At 69.0% G+C, this 25,134-nt stretch carries 26 protein-coding genes; 16 read left to right on the top strand and 10 right to left on the bottom strand.

The window, feature by feature from the left end; translation table 11 throughout:
- Positions 1-5: 5 nt before the first annotated feature.
- The 6 genes from ACFV4K_RS10335 (at position 6) to gcvT (ending at position 5,422) form a co-directional block, all read left to right on the top strand.
- Positions 6-632 (top strand): CapA family protein, encoded by a 627-nt coding sequence (locus ACFV4K_RS10335; RefSeq protein ID WP_379273740.1) that lies wholly within the window; start codon positions 6-8, stop codon positions 630-632.
- A gap of 174 nt (positions 633-806) precedes the next feature.
- Complete coding sequence (locus ACFV4K_RS10330) at positions 807-1,430, top strand: antibiotic biosynthesis monooxygenase family protein (RefSeq protein ID WP_379273734.1); 624 nt, start codon at positions 807-809, stop codon at positions 1,428-1,430.
- Positions 1,431-1,737: 307 nt separating this feature from the next.
- On the top strand, positions 1,738-2,253 hold the full coding sequence (locus ACFV4K_RS10325) for a hypothetical protein (RefSeq protein WP_379273732.1): 516 nt from the start codon (positions 1,738-1,740) through the stop codon (positions 2,251-2,253).
- Between the two features lie 148 nt (positions 2,254-2,401).
- On the top strand, positions 2,402-2,935 hold the full coding sequence (locus ACFV4K_RS10320; RefSeq protein ID WP_379273730.1) for a hypothetical protein: 534 nt from the start codon (positions 2,402-2,404) through the stop codon (positions 2,933-2,935).
- A 2-nt stretch (positions 2,936-2,937) separates the two neighbouring features.
- Positions 2,938-4,239 carry an exonuclease domain-containing protein gene (locus ACFV4K_RS10315; protein WP_379273728.1) on the top strand — a complete coding sequence of 434 codons (1,302 nt, stop codon included), beginning with the start codon at positions 2,938-2,940 and terminating at the stop codon, positions 4,237-4,239.
- 82 nt (positions 4,240-4,321) lie between these two features.
- A complete protein-coding gene (gene gcvT, locus ACFV4K_RS10310; RefSeq protein ID WP_379273726.1) occupies positions 4,322-5,422 on the top strand; it encodes a glycine cleavage system aminomethyltransferase GcvT in 1,101 nt (366 codons plus the stop codon).
- A gap of 77 nt (positions 5,423-5,499) precedes the next feature.
- Here the strand turns inward: gcvT and ACFV4K_RS10305 are convergent, their stop codons facing one another.
- Positions 5,500-6,288, bottom strand: a complete 789-nt coding sequence (locus ACFV4K_RS10305) for a hypothetical protein (protein ID WP_379273724.1) — start codon at positions 6,286-6,288, stop codon at positions 5,500-5,502.
- Between the two features lie 154 nt (positions 6,289-6,442).
- Between ACFV4K_RS10305 and ACFV4K_RS10300 the strand changes: the two genes are divergently transcribed.
- The gene (locus ACFV4K_RS10300; RefSeq protein WP_379273722.1) at positions 6,443-7,543 is read left to right on the top strand and encodes a branched-chain amino acid aminotransferase; all 1,101 of its coding nucleotides are present in this window, start codon (positions 6,443-6,445) and stop codon (positions 7,541-7,543) included.
- 85 nt (positions 7,544-7,628) lie between these two features.
- Here ACFV4K_RS10300 and ACFV4K_RS10295 read toward each other — a convergent pair whose 3' ends face one another.
- The 3 genes from ACFV4K_RS10295 to ACFV4K_RS10285 all read right to left on the bottom strand — a co-directional run bounded on the left by ACFV4K_RS10295 (position 7,629) and on the right by ACFV4K_RS10285 (position 9,939).
- Positions 7,629-8,345, bottom strand: a complete 717-nt coding sequence (locus tag ACFV4K_RS10295; protein WP_379107653.1) for an MBL fold metallo-hydrolase — start codon at positions 8,343-8,345, stop codon at positions 7,629-7,631.
- 144 nt (positions 8,346-8,489) lie between these two features.
- Positions 8,490-9,461, bottom strand: coding sequence for a carbohydrate kinase family protein (locus ACFV4K_RS10290; RefSeq protein ID WP_379273720.1), 972 nt, complete (start codon positions 9,459-9,461; stop codon positions 8,490-8,492).
- Positions 9,462-9,588: 127 nt separating this feature from the next.
- A complete protein-coding gene (locus ACFV4K_RS10285) occupies positions 9,589-9,939 on the bottom strand; it encodes an iron-sulfur cluster assembly accessory protein (protein ID WP_040815950.1) in 351 nt (116 codons plus the stop codon).
- A 321-nt stretch (positions 9,940-10,260) separates the two neighbouring features.
- Between ACFV4K_RS10285 and ACFV4K_RS10280 the strand changes: the two genes are divergently transcribed.
- The gene (locus ACFV4K_RS10280) at positions 10,261-10,908 is read left to right on the top strand and encodes a DUF3043 domain-containing protein (protein WP_379273719.1); all 648 of its coding nucleotides are present in this window, start codon (positions 10,261-10,263) and stop codon (positions 10,906-10,908) included.
- 3 nt (positions 10,909-10,911) lie between these two features.
- Here the strand turns inward: ACFV4K_RS10280 and ACFV4K_RS10275 are convergent, their stop codons facing one another.
- Both ACFV4K_RS10275 and ACFV4K_RS10270 read right to left on the bottom strand, forming a co-directional pair.
- Positions 10,912-11,142, bottom strand: coding sequence for a hypothetical protein (locus tag ACFV4K_RS10275; RefSeq protein WP_379273717.1), 231 nt, complete (start codon positions 11,140-11,142; stop codon positions 10,912-10,914).
- A complete protein-coding gene (locus ACFV4K_RS10270; RefSeq protein ID WP_379107649.1) occupies positions 11,139-11,261 on the bottom strand; it encodes a hypothetical protein in 123 nt (40 codons plus the stop codon). The genes ACFV4K_RS10275 and ACFV4K_RS10270 overlap by 4 nt, the downstream gene beginning before the upstream one ends.
- A gap of 86 nt (positions 11,262-11,347) precedes the next feature.
- On the opposite strand from ACFV4K_RS10270, the gene ACFV4K_RS10265 reads away from it, so the two are divergent.
- From ACFV4K_RS10265 to ACFV4K_RS10240, 6 genes are all read left to right on the top strand, one after another.
- Complete coding sequence (locus ACFV4K_RS10265) at positions 11,348-12,316, top strand: helix-turn-helix domain-containing protein (protein WP_379273715.1); 969 nt, start codon at positions 11,348-11,350, stop codon at positions 12,314-12,316.
- A 29-nt stretch (positions 12,317-12,345) separates the two neighbouring features.
- The gene (locus ACFV4K_RS10260) at positions 12,346-12,618 is read left to right on the top strand and encodes a hypothetical protein (RefSeq protein WP_379273714.1); all 273 of its coding nucleotides are present in this window, start codon (positions 12,346-12,348) and stop codon (positions 12,616-12,618) included.
- Positions 12,619-12,683: 65 nt separating this feature from the next.
- On the top strand, positions 12,684-14,636 hold the full coding sequence (gene cobT / locus ACFV4K_RS10255; RefSeq protein WP_379273712.1) for a nicotinate-nucleotide--dimethylbenzimidazole phosphoribosyltransferase: 1,953 nt from the start codon (positions 12,684-12,686) through the stop codon (positions 14,634-14,636).
- A 3-nt stretch (positions 14,637-14,639) separates the two neighbouring features.
- Entirely contained in the window at positions 14,640-15,386 is a 747-nt protein-coding gene (locus ACFV4K_RS10250) for an adenosylcobinamide-GDP ribazoletransferase (protein WP_379273710.1), read from the top strand.
- 146 nt (positions 15,387-15,532) lie between these two features.
- Positions 15,533-16,336 carry a DUF4239 domain-containing protein gene (locus tag ACFV4K_RS10245; RefSeq protein ID WP_379273708.1) on the top strand — a complete coding sequence of 268 codons (804 nt, stop codon included), beginning with the start codon at positions 15,533-15,535 and terminating at the stop codon, positions 16,334-16,336.
- A 96-nt stretch (positions 16,337-16,432) separates the two neighbouring features.
- Positions 16,433-17,323: a hypothetical protein gene (locus tag ACFV4K_RS10240; RefSeq protein WP_379273707.1), complete on the top strand. Its 891-nt coding sequence runs from the start codon at positions 16,433-16,435 to the stop codon at positions 17,321-17,323.
- Between the two features lie 17 nt (positions 17,324-17,340).
- On the opposite strand, the gene ACFV4K_RS10235 is transcribed toward ACFV4K_RS10240, so the two are convergent.
- Both ACFV4K_RS10235 and asnB read right to left on the bottom strand, forming a co-directional pair.
- Positions 17,341-18,750, bottom strand: coding sequence for a DUF1254 domain-containing protein (locus ACFV4K_RS10235; RefSeq protein WP_379273705.1), 1,410 nt, complete (start codon positions 18,748-18,750; stop codon positions 17,341-17,343).
- A 75-nt stretch (positions 18,751-18,825) separates the two neighbouring features.
- A complete protein-coding gene (gene asnB / locus ACFV4K_RS10230) occupies positions 18,826-20,793 on the bottom strand; it encodes an asparagine synthase (glutamine-hydrolyzing) (RefSeq protein ID WP_379273703.1) in 1,968 nt (655 codons plus the stop codon).
- 591 nt (positions 20,794-21,384) lie between these two features.
- Between asnB and ACFV4K_RS10225 the strand changes: the two genes are divergently transcribed.
- Positions 21,385-22,383 (top strand): cytochrome c oxidase subunit II, encoded by a 999-nt coding sequence (locus ACFV4K_RS10225; protein ID WP_379273738.1) that lies wholly within the window; start codon positions 21,385-21,387, stop codon positions 22,381-22,383.
- A gap of 12 nt (positions 22,384-22,395) precedes the next feature.
- Positions 22,396-22,812: a cytochrome c oxidase subunit 4 gene (locus ACFV4K_RS10220; RefSeq protein WP_379273701.1), complete on the top strand. Its 417-nt coding sequence runs from the start codon at positions 22,396-22,398 to the stop codon at positions 22,810-22,812.
- Between the two features lie 76 nt (positions 22,813-22,888).
- Here ACFV4K_RS10220 and ACFV4K_RS10215 read toward each other — a convergent pair whose 3' ends face one another.
- Positions 22,889-23,704: an SDR family NAD(P)-dependent oxidoreductase gene (locus ACFV4K_RS10215; RefSeq protein ID WP_379273699.1), complete on the bottom strand. Its 816-nt coding sequence runs from the start codon at positions 23,702-23,704 to the stop codon at positions 22,889-22,891.
- A 122-nt stretch (positions 23,705-23,826) separates the two neighbouring features.
- Entirely contained in the window at positions 23,827-25,086 is a 1,260-nt protein-coding gene (locus tag ACFV4K_RS10210) for an FAD-dependent oxidoreductase (protein WP_379273697.1), read from the bottom strand.
- Positions 25,087-25,134 lie beyond the last annotated feature (48 nt).

Here is a 25,134-nt window from a genome sequence, read left to right as displayed (position 1 = left end):
GCCCGGTGGCGGTGGAGCCGGCCACCGGGCGGCGGGTGGTCGTCGTCTCCGTCGCCAGCACCAGCAGCGGCGTCCCGCGGGCGTGGGCCGCGCAGCACGATCGGCCGGGAGTGTGGCTGTTCGGTGATCCGGCGGGCCGTGTCGCCGACGATGTCGCGGCGCAGGTGGTCGCGCACAAGCATCCCGGCGATATTCTGATCGTGTCCGTGCATTGGGGCACGAACTGGGGCTATGGGATCGGGCGAAGCGAAATCCAGTTCGCGCACCGGCTCATCGACGCCGGCGTCGATATCGTGCACGGGCATTCATCCCATCATCCTCGTCCTGTCGAGATCTACCATGGCCGACCGATTTTCTATGGCTGCGGTGATGTCATCGACGACTACGAGGGCATCTCCGGATATGGGTCCTACCGTCCCGAACTGCGGCTGCTGTGCCTGATTTCGGTCGAGCCCGGCGGGCAGCCGGCCGGAATCCGGATGTTGCCCATGCGGATTCGCCGCATGCGGCTCGAGCATGCATCCCGGGCTGATGCCGATTGGCTGGGTAAAACGCTCACTCGCATCAGCCGCCGGTTCCACACCCATATCGACCGCCGAGCCGATGACCTGCTCGAGATCCGCTGGGGCTGATCCGCTGAGTTCGCCCGTAGACGTGCGATTTCTCGCCGGCGACTCGGCAATCGTTCAGCTGTTCAACTCCCGCGGAATAGCCACCCGCTATTGCCGTGGCGATCGGGATAGAGCACTGTGAAAGACGCCGGTGGCGCTACCGGGCGCTGCCTCTGTGCAGAAAGGAGGTGGATCGTGTACGCACGGTCTACCACGCTTCAGGCGCAACTCTCCGCTCTGGAATCCGGGATCGCGTATGTGCGGGACCAGGTCATGCCGGAGCTGGAGGAAATTCCCGGTTGTATTGGGCTTTCGTTGCTGGTCGATCGGAAAACCGGCCGCTGCATCGTGACGAGCTCGTGGGACTCCGAGGAAGCGCTGCGGGCGAGCGCCGAGCAGGTGATCCCGATTCGTAATCGCGCTGCCGAGAAATTCGGCGGTAGTCCGATTGTCGAGGAATGGGAGATCGCGGCCATGCACCGCGCGCATCTGGCACCGGAGGGCGCATGTGCGCGCGTCACCTGGGTGAAGACCGATCCCAGCAGGCTCGACAGCGCCATCGAGGTCTATCGGGACCACACCCTGCCCGGTATGGAGCAGCAGCTCGATGGATTCTGCAGCGCGAGCCTGATGGTGAACAGGTCGTCGGGTCGTGCCGTCTCGTGCAGTGTCTATGACAACGCCGAGGCGATGGAGCGCAACCGGATCGCGTCGGCCGCGTTGCGTGTGGACGCCGCCCGGCAGGCGCGCGTCGAGGCCGTCGACGTCCGCGAATTCGAGTTGGCATTGGCCCATTTGCGCGTCCCGGAACTGGTCTGACCCAGACCGGTCCGACGTAGCGGCGGAACCCCAACGGGTCCGTATCCGCTTCGAGGTCCCACGCTGCATCCTGGCGGCAGCGGTCGGGGGAGTTGGCGTGGGCCTCCCGAGATTCGCTCCTCAGCGCTGGCCGACCGGAGATCGGTAGGGCTGGTGAGGATCGTGACGGCGATCAGGTAGGCGATCAGGAACGGGAGGCCGAGGATGCGCGGGTCGATCCGGAACAGAAGCGAGTCAGGTGTTCCGCGCCCGATTGCCGGTCACCTTTTCCTCGATCGCCGCCACCACCTCCGCGGGATCGAGTTGCGTGAGCCGCTGGGCGACGAAGGCCAGGAGGTCGCGGACCTCGCCGGCGCGTGCCGCCGCGCTGCCGGAGAGCTCCGCTCTCTGCATCTCGGCCTACTGTCAGCGCTTCTTCGGGCGCTACATCCCGCACAGCCCGAGTAATGCCCCGAAGGTCGAGTTCGCGCCGCCGATCGAGCAGACCTCCTTCCCGGAGTTCTGCGACCGGTATCAGGAGCTCTTCGCGGAACCGCTTCCCGACGTCTGGTTCGACGAGAACTCGGTCGGCCTGAACCGGCGTCTGTTCAGCCGTTGGTCGGGACCGCTGATCGTGCGCGCCGCCGGCGAGACGGTCGAACTGCCGAACTCGGACGGCGAACCGTTGTTCGCCGTCAACGATGTGGCGCGGGAAGCGCTCGAATTCATCACGCGCACAGGAGCTTTCTATGTCCGTGAGTTGCCGGGTGGTCTGGACGACGACGAGAAGGTCGCCCTGGCCGGGGCGCTCATGGCAGGCAAGGTGCTGCGCGCGGCGTCGTGATCGCACCGGCTGCGGTGGGTCGCGGCGTGGAAACCCGGTCGGTCGGAACTGTTTGGGTGCGTTGACGTTTCGTGTGGGGTTCGCCGAACAATGTCGGTGGAATGCTCTAACGTAGCCCGGTACCTGTTCGCCACGACCGTGGAGCGTTATGGCTGCCTCGTTCGACCTTCATTCCCTCGCGGTGCTCGGATCGGCCGGGGAGCGGCTGGTCATCTGGCATGTGAATGTTGGAGTGGCGGTGGGGGAATCGCGGCTATCGGGCGCTTGGGTGCTGGACAGGTCGCGGACGGTGGAGGTCGAGAGTTTGACGGCCGGGTATCCGATCGCGGAGACCGGCGATGGCCCCCGGATTGCCGGGGGCGCAGGGAAAGTCGATGTGCGGGCCACGGTTGATACCGTGCGGGCCGCTGTCGAGGCCGCGGACGCGCAGTTCTCCGAGCACCAGGAGGCGACGGGCGGGAAGCTCACCCGGCCGCAGTGGCCGGCGATCGTGCCGCCGGGGGAGGCGTCGCTGCCGCGGCATCGGACCGGGGATCCGATTCGGCCCGTGCTCATGCTGGCTCGGGAGCTCGCGGATCTGGCCGACGCGTGGGCGGCGTTCGAGTCGGCGCGGCTGGCGCGGCCGTTCCTGGTGGAGTTGGGCGGGCCGGACGCGCGGCCGTTGCCGCTCGCGGTGCGGTGAGTATGGCGGGACTGTCGTTCGCCGCCATCGATGTCGAGACCGCCAACTCCGCCCGGGGAAGTATCTGCGCCGTCGGGGTGACCGTGGTGCGAGACGGCAAGCGGGGAGAGGTCGAGTCGTGGTTATGTCGGCCGCCCGTGGGGCTGGACTTCTTCAACTGGCACAACATTCGCGTGCACGGGATCTCGGCGGCCATGGTCGCCGATCAGCCGGAGTTCGCGCAGCGGTGGCCGGAGGTGGTGAACCTGGTGGGGGAGTTGCCGGTCATCGCGCACAATGCCGGGTTCGACAGCGGTGCCATCCGGGAAGCGTGCGGGCGCAGTGGGATTCCAGTGCCCGGCTGGTCGTACAGCTGTAGCCTCGCGCTGGCCCGCCGCCACCTCGCCCTCGACAGCTACCGGCTCCCGCAGGTGGCCGCCGCGCTGGGGATCGAATTCACGAACCATCACGACGCGGCCGCCGATGCCGCCGCCGCGGCCGACATCGTGATCGCCCTGGCCGCGCGGACCGGGGCCGACTCGCTGGCGGCGCTCGAGCGCATGGTGGTCGACCGCCCACTGCGGGTCGCGGCGATGGAGGCCGCGGGACGGACCACGCGCGACTCGGCCCGGAGGACCCGGACGGCGCGGCCATCGGAATGGTCGGCGGGGTCGTCAGGATGGTCGGCAAGGTCGTCGGACCGATCAGCATCAACGGGCGGGCCCGGGAGCCGGTCCGCGCCGGGTATGTCGGCGGACCAGCCGGGTAAGGCCGCCGGCGATCCGCGCGATCCGCGCCGATCCTGGTACGGCCGTGAGGAATTGGTGCTGCCGACCGTCATCGGGACCGACCCGTCGCACCCGCTGTACGGCGAAATCATCGTCTTCACCGGCGATCTCGCGGCCATGACGCGCCAGCAGGCGTGGGACGCCATCGCCGCGTGCGGGGCGACGCCGGCGCGCAACGTCACCAGGCGCACGACGCGGCTGGTCATCGGGGACGGATTTCGGGGCGCAGACGCAGCAGCGTTCACCACGACCAAGGCGCGCCGGGTCGCCGAGCTGCGGATGCGGGGGCAGCGGATCGAGGTCATGGATGAGGCGGGCTTCGTCGCCTGCCTCGAAGCGCGGCGCGGGGCAGAGCGGGAGACCAGCACTGCCGAAACTGCTCGGGATGTCGTCAACGCGGACACCACTCGCGTCGGTGTCAGCGCCGAATCCGCTCAGAACGTCGTCACCGGGGGAACCTCTCGGGATGTCGTCACCGGGGGAACCGGTCGGGATGTCGCCACCGCGGGAACCGGGTGCGGGAGTCCTCACCGCTGAACTGCTGACCGGTGGTGATCCTGTGGCGCGCGCCGCCGGTTCCGATGGGCCTCGGCTGGCGGTGGACCGATAAGCTGCACCGGTGACCGACGAGAAACTGCTGCAGGGACCCATCCACGCCGTCCATGTCGAGCTGGGCGCCACCTTCGCTCCGTTCGGGGGGTGGGAGATGCCGGTTTCGTACGCGGGGACGGTCGGCGAGCACACCGCCGTGCGGACCACGGTTGGACTGTTCGATGTCAGTCATCTGGGCAAGGCGACGGTCAAGGGCGCGGGGGCGGCGGCCTTCGTGAACTCGGCGCTGACCAATGACCTGAACCGGATTCGGCCCGGCAAGGCGCAGTACACGCTGTGCTGCACGCCCGAGGGTGGCGTCATCGACGACCTCATCGCCTACTACGTGAGCGATGACGAGATCTTCCTCGTCCCCAACGCCGCGAACACCGCGGCCGTGGTGGCCGAGTTGCAGAAGGTCGCGCCGGAGGGGATCACCGTCACCGACGAGCACCGCGGGTACGCCGTGTTCGCGGTGCAGGGGCCGCGGTCGGCGGAGGTGCTGGCCAAGCTGGGGCTGTCCACCGACATGGAGTACATGGCGTACGAGGACGCCGAGTGGGACGGTCGCCCGATTCGGGTGTGCCGTACGGGGTACACCGGCGAACACGGTTACGAGCTGCTGCCGAAGTGGGAGGACGCCGAAGCCGTATTCCGGGCGCTGACCAGCGAGGTGCAGGCGGCTGGCGGTCAGCCCGCCGGACTGGGCGCGCGTGACACGCTGCGCACCGAGATGGGTTACCCGCTGCACGGACACGAACTGTCCGTGGACATTTCGCCGCTGCAGGCGCGCACCGGCTGGGCGGTCGGCTGGAAGAAGCCGGAATTCTGGGGCAAGGAAGCCCTCGGTACCGAGAAGGCCGCTGGCCCGCGCCGAATCCTGCTGGGGCTCAAGGCGATCGACAAGGGCGTGCTGCGCCAGGGTCAGGCCGTGATGCGCGGTGACGAGCAGGTCGGCGAAACCACCTCCGGCACCTTCTCTCCCACTCTCAAGGTCGGCATCGCGCTGGCGCTGCTCGACACCGCGGCGGGCCTCGAGCCCGGCGACCAGGTCGAGGTCGACGTGCGTGGCCGCCGCCTCCGCTGCGAGGTCATCCGCCCGCCGTTCGTCGAAACCCGCACTGCCTGACGGAGCTTCGCTCGCAACGATGAACGCCGCAGTCGACATGACCGGCTGCGGCGTTCATCGTCGGCGTCCGGGTGAACTCACCCGCACCAGGTGCCGACGACCTCGTTGTCCTGCTTGCAGTCCGCGAGGGCCAGGCCGGCCGGGCGGAGTGTGGTGTACATCTGGCGGACGGTGTCGTCGGTGACCGCGCCGTCGACGTTCTGGTCGGCGTAGATGACCATGACCACGGATTGGCCCTTGTTGCCGGGGACGGCGATGGTGTGGACGACTGAGACAGCGGGGTGGGAGCAGTCGTTCGGGCCGGGGTTGGCGAAGGCGGCGGTGATGTGGGCGGCGGGTTTGCCTTGGACGGTGAGGGTTTCGGCGGGGGAGAAGGTGTAGGTGGAGTTGGGGCGGTCGTTGTTGGAGGCTACGACCTTGGCCCAGCTGCCGGCGACGTCCTTGGCGGCGGCCGCGGGGTCGGCCAGTTTGGAGCCGGTCACGCCGGCGAGGGCCTTGGTGTGATGGCCGTCGCAGGACTTGGGTTGCCATTCGGCCGCGCCGCTCATGACCACGCGGCCGCCGCCGCCCTCGTAGCCGACGATCGTCGTCGGGGTCGGGATGGTCCAGTCCTGGGGTGCGTCGTAGGCGGCGTTGCGGTTGATGGAGTAGGCGGTCTGCCAGCCGGGGGTCAGGGCGGCGATCTGCTGTTTCGGGGCGCCGGTTGTGGTGGTGGTCGTCGGCGCGGTGGTGTGGGTGGCGGTGTCCTGGGGGCCGTAGTCGTCCGCGGGCAAGGCCGTTCCGGGGATGGTGTGGGCGGGGGCGAGGGCCGCGGCGACGAGGATGGCGACCAGGCCCAGCGCGCTCACGGCGATCAATGCGATCACCAGGGGACGGTTCGAACGGGGCGGCTGCGCTGGTGGAGGCTCCGGATACACGTCGTCCACACTATCCAGCGGCCACGGCGACGGCGGGAGGCTGAACGGTCCGCAAGGGTAGCCCGAACCGGCGTGTCGAGGGCGGCGAATTAGACTCCCGGTCATGACACTTGCCGCGCAGTTCACCCGTGTCCCGCATCCCGCGCCCGTTCCGGCGCAGCGGCGGCAGGAGATTCTCGCGGAGCCCGGGTTCGGGCGGTACTTCACCGATCACATGGTGTCGCTGGATTATGTGGACGGACAGTGGACCAACGGCCGCGTCGAGCCCTACGGGCCGATGGCCATGGACCCGGCCACCATGGTGTTCCACTACGGCCAGGCCATCTTCGAGGGTCTCAAGGCGTACCGGCAGGCCGACGGCTCCATCGCGACCTTCCGCGTCGACGCCAATGCCGCGCGTTTCCGCCGGTCGGCGGCCCGTATGGCGATGGCGGAGCTGCCCGAGGAGCTGTTCGTCGAGTCGATCCGCCAGCTGCTCGAGGTTGACGGCGACTGGGTGCCCGCCGCGGGTGGCGAGGACGCGCTGTACCTGCGGCCGTTCATGTTCTCCACCGAGGTCGGCCTGGGCGTGAAGCCCGCCTCCGCCTACAAGTACCTGCTGCTGGGCGGCCCGGCCGGCGCGTACTTCCCGCGCGGGCTGAAGCCGGTCAAGGTGTGGCTGTCCACCGAGTTCGTGCGCGCCGCTCCCGGCGGCACCGGCGAGGCCAAGGTGGCGGGCAACTACGCCGCCTCCCTGCTCGCCCAGCGGCAGGCCTCGGAGAAGGGCTGCGACCAGGTGGTGTGGCTGGACGCGTGTGAGCACCGCTACGTCGAGGAGATGGGAACCAACAACCTGTTCTTCGTCTTCGGCAGCGGCTCCGACGCGCGGCTGGTGACGCCGGAACTGTCCGGCTCGCTGCTGCCCGGCATCACCCGCGACTCGCTGATCACCCTGGCCGCCGACTCCGGCTACAAGGTGGAGGAGCGCAAGATCTCCGTGGAGGAATGGCGCAAGGGCGTCGAATCCGGTGAGATCACCGAGGTTTTCGGCTGCGGCACCGCAGCTGTCGTCATCCCGGTCGGTTCGGTCCGCTCCGCCGAGGGCGAATTCACCATCGGCACCGGCGAACCCGGCGAGGTCACCATGGCCCTGCGCGACACGCTCACCGGCATCCAGCGCGGCACCTTCGCCGACAGCCACGGCTGGCTGCGCACCATGGCATAGCTCGGGCACTGCCCGAACGGACGAAACACGCCCGCCCCGAAAGAGTTTCGGGGCGGGCGTGGTGCAATAGGTGCGAAAGGCGTGCTCAGCTGGGCATGAACATGTGCCACTGCTCCAGGGTCTGGGGGCGCATCACGTAGTTGTGGTCGCGGATGTGGGACAGGGAGGCGCTGGGCTCCTCCGAGTACCAGTGGCCCGGGAAGACCGTCGGGTTGGATTTCAGGTCCGCGAGGTAGCGGAGGCTGCGGAACATGGCGTCGGAGTCGCCGCCGGGGAAGTCGGTGCGGCCGCAGCCGTCGACGAAGAGGGTGTCGCCGGCGATCAGGCGGTCCTCGAAGAGGAAGCACTGGCTGCCGGGAGTGTGGCCCGGGGTGTGCAGGAGTTCGATCTCGAAGCCGCCGACCGCGACCTTGTCGCCGTGGGAGTGGCCGGTGAGCTCGGAGGGGGCGATGCCGGTGACATTGGCCACCCACGGCAGTTCCTCGGCATTGACGTGGACCGCCACGTCGGTCTTCTCCAGCAATTCCTTCACACCGCGCAGGGTGAAGCCCATCATCGAGCCGCCGACGTGGTCGGGGTGGTGGTGGGTGGCCAGGACTCCGGTGAGCCGCATATCGTCCGCCTCGGCGATCTCCACCAGCTGGGCCGCCTCGTAGGCGGGGTCGACGACCACGCATTCGCCGGTATCCCGATCACCGATCAGGTAGGCGAAGTTGCGCATCTGGGTGGCGATCGGGTCGCCCACGGCCCAGTCGCGGCCGGAGAGCAACTGGCGGAAGTACAGACGGTCGTCGGAGGACATGCCTCACAGCGTATTGCGGGCGATGCATTCGTCCGAACCCGGACCGGCAACGGGAGGGCGGCGATTCGGCGCGCGGCGGCCGGTCGTACGAGAAAGCCGCACGCTGATCGAATCAGCGTGCGGCCGTCGGCGGCGCGGTAGCCGTCAGCGCAGGATCGGCTCGATCTCGTTCGCGGCCTCGGCGCCGTAGGCCTCGCGCAGGCGCTTCATCGCCACATCGTGGTCCAGGGTCCAGTCCTGCGGCCCAACGGTTTCCAGCACGTGCACCGCGACCAGCGAACCCAGCTGGGCCGAGCGCTCCAGGGACAGGCCGGCGGAGCGGCCGGTCAGGAAGCCCGCTCGGAAGCCGTCGCCGACACCGGTCGGGTCCTCCTTGGCCATATCGGGGACCACGTCCACGAACAGCTCGGAGCCGTCGCGGTCGACGATCTTGGCGCCCTTCGAGCCCAGCGTGGTGACGCGGATGCCCACGCGCTCAGCGACTTCGGCCTCGGACAGGCCGGTCTTCTGGAGCAGGATGCCCCACTCGTACTCGTTGGTGAACAGGTAGTCGGCGCCGTCGATCAGGCGCTGGATGGTCTCGCCGTCGAGGAAGGCCAGCTGCTGGGAGGGGTCGGCGGCGAAGGGGATTCCGGCGGCGCGGCACTGATCGGTGTGGGCCAGCATGGCTTCCGGATCGTCGGCGCCGATCAGCACCAGTTCCAGTTCGCGGCCGGCGGCCAGCTCGGTGATGTCGATCTCGCGGGCCTCGGCCATCGCGCCGGGGTAGAAGGACGCGATCTGCGCCATGGTCTCGTCGGTGGTGCAGACGAAGCGCGCGGTGTGCGCGGTCGCGGACACCCGGACCGCGGAGCAGTCGACGCCGTTGTCCTCCAGCCACTTCCGGTAGTCGCCCCAGTCCTGGCCGACCGCGCCGACCAGTAGCGGGGTGCGGCCCAGCACGCCCATGGCGTAGCTGATGTTGCCCGCGACGCCGCCCTTGCGGATCACCAGATCATCGACGAGGAAGCTGAGCGAAACATGCTGCAGCTGATCGGCCAGCAGCACATCGGAGAACTTGCCCGGAAAGCGCATGAGGTGATCGGTCGCGATGGACGCGGACACGGCGATGGTCACGGGTGGATCCTTCGAGTGGGGGAGGCGGCCGACAGTGGTCCGCACCTACGAAAATAACCGGACACGCGACAGCGCGGAACATCCCGGGAGATGTTCCGCGCTGCGCGGTGCTAACTCGGGAGCTAGCTCAGTTGAAGCTGTCGCCGCAGGCACAGGAGCCGGTGGCGTTCGGGTTGTCGATGGTGAAGCCCTGCTTCTCGATGGTGTCGACGAAGTCGATCGAGGCGCCCTGGATGTAGGGAGCGCTCATGCGGTCGACCGCGAGCTTCACGCCGTTGAACTCCACGACCAGGTCGCCGTCGAGGGTGCGGTCGTCGAAGAAGAGCTGGTAGCGCAGGCCCGCGCAGCCACCGGGCTGAACCGCGATGCGAAGGGCGAGGTCGTCGCGGCCTTCCTGGTCCAGCAGCGCCTTCGCCTTGAGGGCGGCGGCCTCGGTCAGAGTCGCACCATGGGTGGTGGTCTCGTTCTCAACAGTCATGAACTCTCCTAAGGGACCCATTTGTGGTGGCGTGTGGGCCAGCCCGTGAGGGTATGGCTCGAAGCCTGTCAACACCCGTCGGCGGGCGACTATTCCCTATCCTACGCGGCGCTTATCCAGCGGAACGGTCAGGCTGCGTCGTCGCTGACAAATAGCTCCGGGGGTGTGCCGAGGTGACAACTGATTTCGGGTGGCGAGGGTTACTCGCCGGGAGCGTCCAGAATCGGGTTGGCTCTCGACCGCCGGCCCGCATGCAGGTCGGCAGACGGCTCTCAGCTGGGCGCTGAAGTTTCGGGGAGGCGGGATTGTTAGCCTGGCGGCGTGAAGTTCCTGCGCCGTGGCGAGTCCACCCCCACCTCCGACAGCACCAGCACCGACGCCGGTGCCGCGGTGGCGGACACGACCGTCACCCTGGGTAAAGGGCGTCCGACCCCGACGCGCCGCGAGGCACAGGGTCGCCGCCGCGGTCCGGTCGCGCCCGCGCCCAAGACCGCCAAGGAGGCCCGGGCCCGCCGCAAGGCGCTGCGCGGCACCAAGGAAGAGCGCAAGGCGTCCTCGGCCGAGCGGCGCGCCGACGTCAACAACCGCCGCGCCCGCATGCTCGCCGGTGACGAGCAGTACCTGCTCCCGCGCGACAAGGGCCCGGTCAAGAAGTACGTGCGCGACATCGTCGACGCCCGTCGCAACCTGCTCGGCCTGTTCATGCCGCTGGCGCTGGTGCTGATCCTGAGCATGATCCTCTCGCCCGCGCTGCAGGCGATCGTGACGCTCGCCATGCTGGTGATGATGCTGTTCATGATCATCGAGGGCGTGGTGCTCGGTCGGATCGTGAACAACCGGGTCCGGGAGCGCTTCCCGGACAGTACCGATTCCGCGTTCTCGCTGGGCTGGTACGCCTTCGTGCGCGCCTCGCAGGTGCGGCGCATGCGCGCGCCCAAGCCGCAGGTGAACCCGGGCGACGCGATCTAGCGATCAGTTGTGCTCTCGATAGGCCGAGAGCGCACGCAATTCCAGGGCGACGCGGGCGTGGTCCCGATCGACCACGTTCGTCGAGCCCGCGAATTCCCAGGTGTTGTCGCGGTGCAGCGGGACCGCGCGGCCGGCCGCGGCGAACAGGGCGGTGATCCGGCGGACGGCGAGGCCGACGCGGGAGGTGGCGGTCGCGGAGCGGTAGTGGCCGTGTCCGGAGGTGATGGCGGTCATGCGCGGGCCTCTTCCTCATCGAGGTGTGCGGTGGTGTCTGCGGCCATGAGGCCGAAGGTCAGGGTGCCGAGCGCGGTGATCGCGGTTCCGGCTGCGACGATTGCGGACAGTGCATCCATGGCAGTAAGTTTTCAGTAGGGAACTTTCGGCCAACAGTGGCTGTTCTGACATAGTTCGCAAATATCCGGCCAGATGGGATCGCGACATGCTCTCCAAGGTCGCCGTCGTACTCAATGACAACCTCGCCATGTTCGAATTCGGCGTGGTCTGTGAGGTTTTCGGGCTCGACCGGACCGCGCAGGGCCTGCCCCTCTTCGACTTCCGGGTCTGCGGGCTCGAACCCGGGAAACCGCTGAAGTCCAGCTCACCGGGCATCCACGTCACGCCTGATTACGGGCTCGAGGAACTGCGCGACGCGGATCTGGTTGCCATTCCGGCCTTTCCGATCCGCGACGGCAAGGCGAAGATCGACGCCCGGGTCATCGACGCCGTGCGCGACGCCGCCGCGGCCGGGGCCACCGTGCTGACCGTGTGCTCGGGCGCGTTCCTGGCGGGCGCGGCCGGACTGCTCGACGGGCGCAAATGCACCACCCACTGGGGTTACGTCGACCTGCTGGCCGAACAGTTCCCACTCGCCACCGTCGACCCGGACGTGCTGTTCGTCGACGAGGGCAATCTCATCACCAGCGCGGGCACCGCGGCGGGCATCGACGCCTGCCTGCACCTGGTCCGCCGCGAACTGGGCAGCAGCGTCGCCAATGCCATCGCCCGGCGCATGGTGGTGCCGCCGCAGCGCGACGGCGGACAACGGCAGTTCATCGAGCGGCCGGTCGTGGCCTGCGAATCCGAGGGGCTCAGCGAGACGCTGCACTGGATGGGCGAGCATCTGGACCTGCCGCATTCGGTGGAATCGCTGGCGGCGCGCAGTTCCATGTCGACGCGCACCTTCGCACGGCGCTTCGCCGCCGAGACCGGAACCACCCCGGTGAAATGGCTGACCGGGCAGCGGGTGCTGCTGGCCAAACAGCTCCTGGAGGACACCGACCTGGACCTCGAATCGCTGTCCCACCGTTGCGGATTCGGGTCGGGGGCGCTGTTGCGGCACCACTTCCAGCGGTTGGTGGGGATCGCGCCCGTGGAGTATCGGCGGCGGTTCGGAGCCAGAGTCCCCTGAGCGGGCTCGGGCCGTTACGATGCGCACTCATGCGGTGGGCAGTGATGATCGCGGCGGTGCCGCTGGCGGTGGCGGTGGTTTCGGCGACAGCGGGATGCACGGATCCGCGCACCGCGGTGGGGGAGTGCATCGTCGGTGGTGCGACGAGTAACCACGACAAGCTGGTGGCCTGCTCCGAGCAGCACGACGGCAAGATCATCGCCAGCGTGGCGCACGGCTCGGACTGCCCGCAGGGGACCGATTGGTCGTACACGGCCAAGGATCTGAAGGTGCAGTGCGTGCACAACGAGAAGAACCACTGACTCCCGCGCACGGGATGGCCGTGCCTACTCGGCCGGAGCACAGGCACAGTTGATACCGTGCTGACGTGTCGCACACTGCTCAGACAACCGATCGGCCGCTGCGGACCCTGGTGCTCGGTGGCGCCCGGTCCGGCAAGTCGGCCTTCGCGGAACAGCTCGTCGCGTCGGAGGCGGTGCGGTACGTGGCCACCGCCGCGGTCGACCCCGCCGACGCCGACTTCGCCGAACGCATTGCGGCGCACCGGGCCCGGCGGCCCGCGAGCTGGACCATCGTGGAGGGCGATCCGATCGCCGCGCTGGGCGAGCCCGCCGCCGCCACCCTCGTCGACGACCTCGGCACCTGGCTGACCGGGCGCATCGACGCCCGCGCCGCCTGGGAATCACCGCGCGGGACCGTCGGCCCGGACATCGACGCGCTCGTCGCCGCCGTCTCCGGCTACGCGCAGCGGTTGATCATCGTCAGCCCCGAGGTGGGGCTCGGCGTCATTCCCGCCACCGCCTCCGGGCGGCTGTTCCGTGACGAGATCGGAACGCTGAACCAGCGCCTCGCCGAGGTGTGCGACGAGGTCTTCCTCGTGGTCGCGGGGCAGCCGGTGCGGGTCAAGCCCGACCGCGCGGTTGTCTCCGCCGTGCTGTCGGATGCGGCCGGTGTGGATTCATCGCTCACGGTGGCGACTTCGATCGATGCCGCCGATGGCGGAGCGGATCAGGGTGCGGTGGCGTCGGTTTCGGCGGCCGCCGTGGCGCAGGCCGCCGCTGACGGTGGGTCGGGCCGACCGGACGGCTCGGGTACCGACGTCGAAAGTGGAACCGCCGGTGCCGAACTCGGCTCGGCGACCGCCGATGCCGCGACTGCCACCGCCGGGGCGGGCGTCGCGTCCACCGACGGCGAGACGGATGCGGGGCCGGTGGCCGACGGCGCGCAGAGTGCGCCGGTGCTGACCAAGCCCGCCCGCATCTCGTTCGGCCCGGTGACCGGACCGGATCCGCTGGTGTGGGCCGCCGCCGAGGAGCGGCAGGCGCAATTGACCAAGCCCGCAGGGGCATTGGGCCGGCTGGAGAAGCTGGCCAACTGGGTCGCCGCGTGCCAGGGCGTGTGCCCGCCCAAGCAGTTCGAGCGGGCCCGTGTGGTGGTGTTCGCCGGGGATCACGGTGTGGCGCAGCACGGTGTGTCCGCGTATCCGAGCGAGGTGACCGGGCAGATGGTCGCCAACTTCCTGCACGGCGGCGCGGCCGTGAATGTGCTGGCGCGCTTGGCCGATGCCAGCGTGCGCGTGGCCGACATCGCCGTCGACGGCGACACCGCGCCGGAGATCTCGCGGCACAAGGTGCGGCGCTCCAGCGGCTCCATCGACCGCGAGGACGCGCTGACCGAGGCTGAGGTGCAGGCGGCGCTGGCCGCCGGCGCGAGCATCGCCGACGAGGAAATCGATTCCGGCGCCGACCTTCTCATCGCCGGCGACATGGGGATCGGCAACACCACGCCCGCCACCGTGCTGATCGCGGCCATCACCGACACCGAGCCGGTGGTGGCGGTCGGCCGCGGCACCGGCGTCGACGACGCGGGCTGGATCCGCAAGACCGCCGCCATCCGCGACGCCATGTGGCGCGCCCGCCCCGTCCTCAAGGACCCGGTCGCCCTGCTGCGCACCGCCTCCGGCGCGGATCTGACCGCCATGGCGGGCTTTCTGGCCCGCGCCGCGGCCCGCCGCACCCCGGTCATCCTCGACGGCGTGGTGGTCACCGCCGCCGCCCTGGTCGCCGACCAGCTCGCCCCCGGCGCCCGCGCCTGGTGGATCGCGGGTCACCGCTCCAGCGAGCCGTCCCACGCCATCGCCCTCGAGCGTCTCGACCTCGAGCCGCTCGTCGACATGAACATGCGCCTGGGCGAAGGCTCCGGCGCGGTCGCCGCCCTCCCGCTGCTGCGCGCCGCCGTCGCCACCCTCGGCGAGATGGCCACCTTCGCCGAAGCCGGAGTCAGCACCGCCGACGCCGACACGGAAGCCGCTGAGGCCTGATCGGTGAACGGGCTTCGGCTGGCGGTGTCCTGGCTGACGGTGCTGCCGGTTCGAGGGCCGGATGAAGTCGACCGGTCGGTTGCTGCTCGGGCGATCGGGTGGGCTCCGGTGGTCGGGGTGCTGCTCGGCGGCGGGGCGGCCGGATTGCTTTGGGGACTCCGCGAACTCGGGGCCTCGGGGCTGTTGGCCGGGTTTGTCGTGGTGGCCGGGCTCGCGTTGATCACGCGGGGGATGCACGTCGATGGGCTGGCCGACACCATCGATGGGCTCGGGAGCTACGGGCCGCCGGAGCGGGCTCGCGAGATCATGAAGAGCGGTGGGGCGGGGCCGTTCGGGGTGGCGGCATTGGTGTTCGCTGTTGCCATTCAGGCGGTTTCGCTGGGGGCGCTGGCCGAGCAGGGGCGGTGGGCGGCGGTTGTCGTGGCTGTCGCCGTCGGGCGGGTCGCGGTGGTGCTGGCGTGTCGGCGGGGGATCGAGGCGGCGCCGGGTGCCGGGTTCGGGGCGTTGGTGGCGGGGACGCAGGCGCCCGTGGCGGGGCTCGGGTGGAGTGTGATCGCCTGTGGGGCAGCGGTGTTCGTGACGGGAAATGTGTGGCAGGGGCCGGTGGCGGTGGTTGTGGGGTTGGTGGGGGCCATGGTGCTGGTGCGGCATTGTGTGCGGCGATTCGGGGGGTTGAACGGCGATGTACTCGGTGCCGCACTGGAATTGAGTGTCACCGTGGCCGCAGCGGTGTTGTCGCTGGGGCGCTGAGAGCGGACCGGAAAACGCGTCCCGGCCTTGGCGGGGTTGGGATTCGGACACTCGTATAACAGTTCGTCCGCTGTTCACGATCCGACCGACCCGTGGCCGCGAATACCTTCTGATCGCATCCACCCGGCCGGAGACGGAGTCGCGAAATGCTCGGAATTCTGTTGCAGCTGGGGATATTGGCACTCTTCGCGGGTATCGCGGTGGGAATCTTCGTGCTGGGGGACCGGGTGCGCCCGAGGTCCTGGCGGCACGGCGACGATTCCGGCGCGGGCTCCATGACCTTGGACATGGTCAATATGTTCTTCGCCGCGATCGTGGCCTTCGTGGTGGTGATCCTGTGGCAGCAGTACGACACCTCGCACGCGCACACGGTGGCTGAGGGCAAGGCGCTGGTGAATGTCTACGAGAGCGCCAACGGCATGCCCGAACGGGACCGCAAGCAGATTCAGGCCCTGGTGACCGCCTACACCAAGCAGGTGATCGGCGACGAGTGGAAGGTGATGGACGAGCAGCGCCGCCTGAGCCCGGCCGCACAGTCCACCCTGGACGATCTGCGCGAGGCCGTCGACGCCGCGCCCGCCGCCGATCCGGACGCCAAGGCCGCCCAGGACAAGGCGGCCACCGCGGTCGAGGCGATCACCGACACCCGCTACGACCGCGGCCTGGACGCGGGGTACCGGCTGCCCGGATTCCTTTACATGGCCCTGTGGTTCGCGACCGGCATGCTGCTGTTCGGCACCGTGTTCTCCGGTGTCGTGGTCACCAAGCGCAGCATCCTGATGACCGGTCTGTTCGGTCTGGTGATCGGCGCGGTCATCGTGGCCGTCTATCAGCTCGATCGGCCCTTCTCCGGCGGCAACCACGTCGCCAAGGACGCCTACGAACTCGCCCTCGCGCGCTTCCAGCACATCGCCGCGGAAACGTCGTCCAGCGGCGGCAGTCCCCGCTGACCGTCGCGACCGCGTAACCCGCTCGGCTTCTCGGAGGCACCCGTGAACGGAAACCGCAGAACAGCACGAGGATTCGCGGCGGCGACAGCGGTCCCGATGGCCGCGGCGCTGCTCGCCCTCCATCCCGATATCGCCGCCGCCGACCCGGGGCTGCCGTCGATCGGGGAGATCATCAGCGGCAGCGCGGGCGGGGGAGCGCCGAATCCCGGTGATGCCGCCGCGCCGATCGACGCGCCCACCGGCAGTGCGCTCGGGTTGGGCACCGGCAGTAGCTATTCCGGCAATCAGGGTCAGCCGGGCGGCCGGGTCGTCACCGGCAACCCCGCGGGCCAGAATCCGATGACCGCCTTGGACCTCGGCAGCAGCAGCCCGGACATCCCACGCGAAACGACCGCGGGGGCACCGGATCTCGTGCCACCCGAACCGCCCGCGACCCCGATCGCCGTCCCCAACACCCTCGGTGGCCTCCTCGGCCTCGACTCCGGCAGCGTTCTCACCGCCTGCGCGGGCAGCGCCGTGGTCGGCAGTGCCGCACTGGGTCTGGGCATCCTCACCGGCAGCGGCATGGGTTCGGGCCTGATCGGCCCCGGCTTTCTCCCCGGCTCCAGCGGACTGGTCGGTCCGGGTTCGGCCGGGGCGGGCAGCGTGGTGGTCGGCAGCGCCGCCACCGGCAGCGCCCTGCTGACCTGCATGCTGTTGCTGCCCGTCCCGATGGCGCCGGAACCCGGTATCCCCCTGCTGATCCCGCCGGCCGCGCCCGCGGTGGTCCCCGCCGCCGCGCCCGTCGTGGCCCCACTACCCGAGGCGGTCCTGCCCGCCCCGGCGCCGATCCCGCCGCCCCGGCCGCCGGTCGAAGTCATCGCGCCGGAACCGCCGCCACCGGCGGCCGGCCTGACCGCGCTCCAGGTCATGACGGTCATGATCATCACGATCATCGCGGGTGCGCGCGCCCGCCTCGCCCGCGGCCACCACGCGCCCGCCGACTGACGACGGGCGCGCCCGGGTCAGGACAGCTTCTCCAGCTTCGGGACCTCCCACTTCCCGTTCAGCACGCTGTCCTTCGGCGCGTACAGCCGCAGCGTGAGGGAGAACCGCCCGGACTCCGGGATCGGCAGCCAGTGCCCGGTCGGCACCTCCGACCCGGGATCGGCGTTCTGCACCGCGATCGTGATGGTGCCGTCCTCGGCCGGGGAGAGCGGGACCAGATGCCCGACCGAGTAGATGCGCGCGGGGTTCTGCACCAGGTAGGACTCGCCGTCATAGGCGGTGAGTGACCAGAACGCCCCCACCGGCGGCAGCTGGTCCTGGGCGAAAGTGATCCGGAATCGGCTGTCGCCGTCCGCATTCGCGTCGATCGTCGGATACACCGCGTCCCGGGGCAGATTCGCGCCCAGGCCGAGCGCGGCGATCTGCGCGCGCAACGGATAGTCGGTGCCGTACGCGCCGACCTCCAGATTGAAGAGCCATCCGTTCTGGTACTGCGACTTGGGATCCCGGTACTCGGTGAGCGCGCGGCGGCCGTCGGCGAGGCCCGCGTTGAGCACGTCCGCGGGCACGGTGGCCGCCCCGCCCGGCGTGATGCCGATGGTGGCGAACCGCTTCAGGGCGTCGTCGTCGTCCTCGTGGGCCGGATTGACCGCCATGACCGCGCACATACGCGCGAAGAACGTGGGCCCGTCCATGGCCCCCACCATCTGGGCGGGCGCGCCGCCGCCCGCGGCCAAGGCACCAGGACCGCCCTGCACCTCATCGGAGTTCCAGGCGCTGAGTGGGGCCAGCTTCAGCTGGTGCTGGAGCGCCCGCACACGCTCGATGTCGCCCTCGCCCTTGTATTCGATACGGCCGAGCAGCCAGGTGGTGCCGGTCGGCATGGCCAGGTGGGTCATGCCCTCGGGCACGGTTCCCTTCCAGCCGGGTCCGGTGACCAGATAGGTGTAGGGCGCCTGCTGCGGCGCGTTCTCGACGCGCGGATTGGTGCTGGTGGGATCGTGCACCGTATTGGTCCAGGCGTCGAGGAACTGCATGAGCCAGTACCGGTCTTCGATCGCCGGCACCTGCAACACCATCGGTTCCGGCCGCAGATCCAGCCAGGCCTGCGAGTACAGGGTGTCGAGGTTGAGCCGCACCACCTGCCGCACCTCGGGGGTGGGCGGATTCTGGTGCACGAATTGGTTTGTCGGGCCCCCGGTTTCGCGGGTGACGTCCATGAGGACCAGCGGGTAGCCGAACACGTAGGCGTCGGCGGCGATGTCCTTGGGGTCATTGGAGGCCGAGGTGGCGCCGGTGGCGCCGGATCCATTGTCCGAAGTGCCGCAGGCGGTTAGTCCGAGGGCGGCCGCGGCGCCCATGCCGAGCGTCCGGGCGCCCAGTGCGAGCATCCGGCGACGCGAGAGAGGTGCGAAGGGGTGGCTCATGGCCAGCACCGTACTGCGGCGACGCGGGCCCGGAGCGCCCTCACGAGCGTGGCGCTCCGGTGTGTCGCGTGCGGGTCAGAGGTTGACCGGGTAGATCGGCTCCTGGATCTCGGGCTTGATCCGGTTCTCGACGAAGATGCCGTGCCAGATCATGAACACGATGAGCGTCCACAGGCGGCGGCTGTGGTCGACCGGACCGGTGCGGTGCGCCTCCAGCATGGCCAGGATGGCCTGCTTGTTCAGCAGGTGGTCGGTGCCCGACTCGGTGATCTGGGCGCGCGCCCAGTCGTAGAGCTCCGGGCCGCGCAGCCAGTGCCGCAGCGGCACCGGGAAGCCCAGCTTGGCCCGGTTGAGCACGTGCGGCGGCACGATGTCGGTGAGCGCCCGGCGCAGCGCGTACTTGGTGGTCTCCTTGGTGATCTTCTGGTCCACCGGGATCTTCTCGGCGACCTTGAACACCTCGGGGTCCAGGAACGGGACGCGCAGTTCCAGCGAGTTGGCCATGGTCATCTTGTCGGCCTTGACCAGGATGTCGCCGCGCAGCCAGGTGAACAGGTCCAGGTGCTGCATGCGAGCCACCGGGTCCCAGTGGTAGCCCTGCATGGCGTAGATCGGGGCGGTGACGTCCTGGTGCGTCCACTCGGGCCGGAACTCGCGCAGCACCGACCGCAGCTGGGCGTCGTTGAAGCTGCGCGCGTTGCCGTAGTAGCGCTCCTCCAGGGTGAGCGAGCCGCGGTGCAGCAGGCTCTTGCCGCGGGTGCCCTCCGGGATCCGGTCCGACACCTTGCCCGCCAGCTTGCGCAGCGGCTTGGGCAGGTAGTCGAAGGGCTTGAGCGACAGCGGTTCCCGGTAGATCGTGTAGCCGCCGAACAGCTCGTCGGAGCCCTCGCCGGAGAGCACCACCTTGACGTGCTTGCGGGCCTCCTTGGCCACGAAGTACAGCGGCACCAGTGCCGGGTCCGCGACGGGTTCGTCGAGGTACCAGACGATTTCGGGAATCGAGGCCGCGTACTCCTCGGGGGAGACCATGCGGATGTAGTGCTTGGCGCCGATGGCCTCGGCGGTCTCGGCGGCCACGTCGGCCTCCGAGTAGCCCTGCCGCTCGAACGCCGAGGTGAAGGTCAGCAGGTTCGGGTTGTGGCGGATGGCCAGCGCGGCGATGGCGGTGGAGTCGATGCCGCCGGACAGGAACGCGCCGACGGTGACGTCCGCGCGCATGTGCTTGGCGACGGAGTCCTCGAGCGCCTCGGCGATCTCCTTGTAGCGCTTGGCCTCCGAGCCCGCCGCGAACTTCTGCACCCGGAACTGCGGGTTGAAGTAGCGGGTCACCTGCGGGGCGCTGCCGGGCTCGATCCAGGCGTAGCAGCCCGACTCCAGGCGGCGGATGTCCTTGTGCAGGGTCTCGGCCTCGGGCACGTACTGCAGCACCGTGTAGTGCTCGAGCGCGCGCGGGTCCAGGGCGTCGGTCAGCTCCAGCTCGGCGAGCAGGCCCAGCAGGCTCTTCTTCTCGCTGGAGAAGGCCGTGCCGCCCGCGCCGGTGGCGATGAACAGCGGCTTGATGCCGAATGGGTCGCGGGCCAGGAACAGCTTGTTCAGCTCGGTGTCCCAGATCGCGAAGGCGAACATGCCGCGCAGCCGGCTCGCGGCCTTGGCGCCCCAGTAGTGGAAGGCGGCCACGATGGCCTCGCCGTCACCCTCGGTGCGGAACATCGGCTGGTCGCCGAACTCGGCCTCGTGGGCTTCCTTCAGCTCGGCGCGCAGCTCCAAGTAGTTGTAGATCTCGCCGTTGAAGGTCATGGCGTAGCGCTCGGGGTTCTCCGGGGGACCCCAGCGCAGCGGCTGGTGCGAGTGCTCGATATCGATGATCGACAGGCGGTTGAAGCCGAAGATCATGCGCTCGTCGTTCCAGGTGCCCCGCTCGTCCGGGCCGCGGTGGCGCTGGCAGTGCAGCGCCTCGTACACCTGTGCAGCGGTGGTCTCGACCGTCCGCCCGTCCGGAGTAGTAGCCGTGCCAGCTGTCAGAAATCCGAGCAGACCACACACTGCGCCGAGAACCTCTTTCCGGAGTCATAAGGATTGGGGCGTACCCGCACGGGCACGCTGCACGCGAAACCTACTGCCCGAGTATGCCTGACTCGGCCCGATCACGCTCAGACCCCATCCAACACATCGAAGTTCGCAGCCCGCCTCGGTCTGGACTGCGCTCCGCCTCCCCGCGCTTGGAGCGGTAGCGGGAGCGAAGCGGAGGAGCGGAGGAGGGAAGACCGAGGTAACAGGGCTGCGAACAGCCGTAGCGGAGCGAAGGCGATTGGGGTGCAGCGTGTCGGACAGGACCCCGTCGCAACGGGGGCCCATTGTTGGTCTACGCTGCGTAGTACTTGGGAAACTCTCAGGGTCGGTTGCGCGTTCGCGTCACCCCGCAGGGGTGCACGGACACAGACCTTCCCCGAGCTCCCGAACTGTGCTGATTATGTGTCGTCCGGCGGAAGGGAGCCCGGGCGGCGCGGTGTCGGAATGACGACCAGGAAGGCGTTGAGCGTGGCGCACAAGGCGAGCGAGGCGATAGGGGCACGACCCGCCCAGGGTCGGCGGGGCCGCATCCTTCGGCGGGCCGGGCTGGCGGTGTCCTTGGGGATGACCGCGATGCTCGTCTCCGGCTGCTCGATCGACAACGTTTGGCTTCGATTCGGCTGGCCCTCGGGCATCACGCCGCAGGCCACCAGGATGCGCGAGCTGTGGACCTGGTCCGTGCTCGCCGCGCTGGCGATGGGTGTGCTGGTCTGGGGTCTGACCTTCTGGACCATCGCGTTCCACCGCAAGAAGGCGAACTCCCCGGAGTTCCCGCGGCAGACCGGTTACAACGTGCCGCTGGAGCTGAGCTACACGGCGATCCCGTTCGTGATCATCGCCGTGCTGTTCTACTTCACCGTCGTCGTGCAGAACTACGTGCACGAGAAGGTCGAGAACCCGGACGTCGTGGTCGACGTGACGGCGTTCCAGTGGAACTGGAAGTTCGGCTACCAGAAGGTCGACCTCAAGGACGGCTCGCAGGTCTACGACGGTGTCGACACCGAGCGCCAGGACATGAATGAGGACATCATGGATCGCTACAAGGAAGCGACCAAGGATGGCCACCCGCAGCCGGGCCCGAACAACGGCCTGCCCGCGAACGACATCTCCTACCTGCACTACGACAAGGTCGAGACCGTCGGTACCTCCAACGAGATCCCGGTCCTGGTGCTGCCCTCGGGCAAGAACATCGAGTTCCAGCTCGCCGCCGCTGACGTCATCCACTCGTTCTGGGTGCCGGAGTTCCTGTTCAAGCGCGACGTGATGCCGAACCCGAAGCAGAACAACTCGGACAACGTCTTCCAGATCACCAAGATCGAGAAGGAAGGCGCGTTCGTCGGCCGTTGCGCCGAGATGTGCGGCACCTTCCACTCGATGATGAACTTCGAGATCCGGGTCGTCTCGCCGGACGACTTCAAGAAGTACATGGACGCGCGGATCAAGGACCACAAGACCAACGGCGAGGCGCTCTCCGCGATCGGTCAGTCGCCGGTGGCGACCTCCACCAAGCCGTTCAATACCGACCGCAAGGCGCGCGGCAACGAGCTCGCCGACGCCAAGTGAGGATGAACTGACATGAAGGTCGAAGCTCGCATCTTCGAACTGATCACGGTCTTCTTCGTGATCGTGGCCGTGATCTACGGCTACTTCACGGGCCAATCCCGCACCGGCGTCGAGTGGGCGGGTACCACCGCCATCGTGCTGTCGGCGGGCCTGGCGCTGATCGTGGGCACCTACCTCCGCTTCGTCGCCCGTCGTCTGGACCTGCGTCCCGAGGACTACGAGGAGGCCGAGATCGTGGACGGCGCCGGCGACCTGGGCTTCTTCTCGCCCGGCTCGTTCTGGCCCATCCTGCTGGCCGCCGCGGGTTCCGTCACCGCGCTGGGCCTGGCGTTCTTCCAGTTCTGGCTGATCGGCATCGGCGTGGTCTGCGTGCTCGCGGCCGTCGCCGGTCTGGTCTTCGAGTACCACCTCGGCCCGGAAAAGCACTGAGCTGAAGCAAGACCCGAAGCGCCCCATCCGAATCCGGATGGGGCGCTTTGCTGTTCGGGGGGGTGTTCGGAGGTGTTCAGATGCCGAGCGCGTGCTTGAGGCGGGCGGTGCGCGGCGACATCGACGCCAGGCCCAGCAGGGCGCGCGGGAACCGCGGCGGCAGCTGGGGCGGGTGGGTGCGGATGGCGGTTTCGATCCAGCGTGCGGCCTCGACCGGGTCCAGCGTCGCGTACTCCGCTCGAGTGCGAGATGCGGTCGGGTCGGTGCAGATCGGGTACTGGACGGTGGAGACGTGGATGCCGCGCGGGGAGAGTTCCGCGTCGGCGCATTGGCCGAAGGTGGTCCAGGCTGCCTGGGCGGCGGCGTAGGAGGCGAAGTTCGGGGAGGGGCCGGTCTCCGGGCTCCAGGGGCCGACGTTGACCACGTGGCCGGAGCCGCTCGCGAGCATGGCGGGGAGCAGGCCCAGGGTCAGGCGCAGCGGGCCGAAGTAGTAGGCGGCCATCATGCGCTGGTAGTCGCGGAAGCGGTCCAGTGATTGCAGGACCGGGCGGCGGCTGGGGCGGCCGGTGTTGTTGACCAGCACGTCGACGGTGTCGAATTCGGTGAGCAGCCATTCGACCAGCTGGTCGACGTCGCCGAGGGCGGCGATGTCGCAGCGGTACCAGTGGGCGCGGCCCCCGGATTCGATGATGGTGGCGCATTCCTCGACCAGATGGGAGCCCGTGCGGGCGACCAGGATGACCTCCGCGCCGTGAAAACCGAGTAGTCGGGCCGCTTCTCGGCCGATCTCGGAGGTCGCGTCGGTGATGACCACGCGTTTGCCCTCGAGCGGGCGTTCGCCCTCGGGGTCACCGGAGGTACGGGGGCGGCGGGCAGCGCGGAATTCGATCATGGGACAGGCAACCTTCATCTGAGGATTGAGCATGAACCATGCACCGATACCCCGCCGACAGTATCGATACCGCCGCGCCTCCCGGCTGCTAACCGATAGCTGGCAGTGCGGCGGAACACATTCTATTCGGTCGGGTCATAACGCCGGGCGCGTTCGGACACACAGATCTCGTCGATTCCGGACACGATGTCCCGCAACAGTTCCGAGGGCAGCGCCGCCGGACGCAACCGGCAGGTGAAGGTGATGAAGCCGTGGTCCTCGTCGTCGAGTTCACGCAGGTAGCGGGAGCGCACACCGTAGGTCATGGCCGAGATCACGGTGAAGCAGCCGGTGCGCTCACGGTGCCCGGAGAACAGGTCGTGCAGGCCGTGGAAGACCCGCGCGTAGTTGGACATGGGCGCGAAAAGCGAGATGCGGTAGGCCGGTCCGCGCTCCGAGGAGCTGATCACGGTGTCGGCCAGATACTCCGCGTCGCGCAGGGTCAGCACCTTCGGAGCGAACATGAGCGCGCCCGCCGCGGCATTGCGGACCGGCATGCCGGCGCGGCCGCCCGCCGAGGCGGCGATGGCGCCCAGCGACTTCCGGGCGCGCGCACCGACCTCACGCCGGGCGCGCAGCGACAGATTGGGGGTGGTGGGGTGCAGGCTCGACCACTGGCCGAAACGGACCGTGCCCAGCTGCACGGAGCCGGTGCCGACCGGTCGCGCGACCTTCAGCGGCGCGGTGTCGATCCAGCGGCCCACCTGCAGCATGGAGTCGCCCGGGGACTGGATCTCGCGGAAGGAGTGCTCCACCCAGGTGTCGAAGTCCAGGAAGCGGTGCGCGTCGGTGGTGAGCCAGGTGCGGTCCTTGTCCACGCCGGTCACCTCGAGGGTGAGCGCGGTGATGATGCCGGTGCGCCCGCCGCCGCCCAGGATCTTGCGGAAGCGTTCCGCGTGGTGGGTGCGCCCGCAGGTGCCGAACCGCCCGTCCTGATCGACGTATTCGAGCTCGGCGACATTGTCGGAGAACATGCCGAAGCGATGCGACGCCGCCGACAGCCCGCCCACCGCCGCGAATCCGCCCGCCGTGATGTCGCGATGGTCGCCCACGATGGGCAGCCCGAGCCCGTGCGCGCCCAGGGTGCGATCGATGTCGGACAGCCGTGCCCCCGCCTGCACGCGCACAGTCCTGGCATCGGCGTCGACCACCTGCACGCGGTTCATCTTCCGCATGCTCAGGGTGGTGCCCTGCACCGGCAGTCCGAACTCCTCGTCCGGACGTTCCCCACCCCGGATGATCAGCGGTTTCGTCGAACGACGTGAATCCCGAACGGTCCGAACCACATCCGCGGTGTCGCGGGGCAGAAACTCGTCGGGGTGGGTGGAGACGGGCGTGCTCATGGCGCTACAGCTAACCACAACCGCGCGAATTGCGCTCGCGCGTAGAGT

The sequence above is a fragment of the Nocardia sp. NPDC059764 genome (genome assembly GCF_042732555.1).
GTDB lineage: Bacteria > Actinomycetota > Actinomycetes > Mycobacteriales > Mycobacteriaceae > Nocardia.
The sequence above is the reverse complement of the archived record's forward strand: the minus strand, read 5'-3'. Positions and strand labels throughout refer to the sequence as shown.

Bases quoted from the DNA above. Each gene is read 5' to 3' on its own strand.
- ACFV4K_RS10240 (WP_379273707.1), top strand. From the start codon at position 16,433: ATGGCCGCGGCGCTGCTCGCCCTCCATCCCGATATCGCCGCCGCCGAC.
- ACFV4K_RS10220 (WP_379273701.1), top strand. From the start codon at position 22,396: ATGAAGGTCGAAGCTCGCATCTTCGAACTGATCACGGTCTTCTTCGTG.
- ACFV4K_RS10270 (WP_379107649.1), bottom strand. From the start codon at position 11,261: ATGGATGCACTGTCCGCAATCGTCGCAGCCGGAACCGCGATCACCGCG.
- ACFV4K_RS10235 (WP_379273705.1), bottom strand. From the start codon at position 18,750: ATGAGCCACCCCTTCGCACCTCTCTCGCGTCGCCGGATGCTCGCACTG.
- ACFV4K_RS10245 (WP_379273708.1), top strand. From the start codon at position 15,533: ATGCTCGGAATTCTGTTGCAGCTGGGGATATTGGCACTCTTCGCGGGT.
- ACFV4K_RS10285 (WP_040815950.1), bottom strand. From the start codon at position 9,939: ATGACTGTTGAGAACGAGACCACCACCCATGGTGCGACTCTGACCGAG.
- ACFV4K_RS10300 (WP_379273722.1), top strand. From the start codon at position 6,443: ATGACACTTGCCGCGCAGTTCACCCGTGTCCCGCATCCCGCGCCCGTT.
- ACFV4K_RS10295 (WP_379107653.1), bottom strand. From the start codon at position 8,345: ATGTCCTCCGACGACCGTCTGTACTTCCGCCAGTTGCTCTCCGGCCGC.
- ACFV4K_RS10260 (WP_379273714.1), top strand. From the start codon at position 12,346: ATGCGGTGGGCAGTGATGATCGCGGCGGTGCCGCTGGCGGTGGCGGTG.
- ACFV4K_RS10210 (WP_379273697.1), bottom strand. From the start codon at position 25,086: ATGAGCACGCCCGTCTCCACCCACCCCGACGAGTTTCTGCCCCGCGAC.
- ACFV4K_RS10315 (WP_379273728.1), top strand. From the start codon at position 2,938: ATGGCGGGACTGTCGTTCGCCGCCATCGATGTCGAGACCGCCAACTCC.
- ACFV4K_RS10275 (WP_379273717.1), bottom strand. From the start codon at position 11,142: ATGACCGCCATCACCTCCGGACACGGCCACTACCGCTCCGCGACCGCC.
- ACFV4K_RS10225 (WP_379273738.1), top strand. From the start codon at position 21,385: ATGACCGCGATGCTCGTCTCCGGCTGCTCGATCGACAACGTTTGGCTT.
- ACFV4K_RS10215 (WP_379273699.1), bottom strand. From the start codon at position 23,704: ATGATCGAATTCCGCGCTGCCCGCCGCCCCCGTACCTCCGGTGACCCC.
- ACFV4K_RS10320 (WP_379273730.1), top strand. From the start codon at position 2,402: ATGGCTGCCTCGTTCGACCTTCATTCCCTCGCGGTGCTCGGATCGGCC.
- ACFV4K_RS10265 (WP_379273715.1), top strand. From the start codon at position 11,348: ATGCTCTCCAAGGTCGCCGTCGTACTCAATGACAACCTCGCCATGTTC.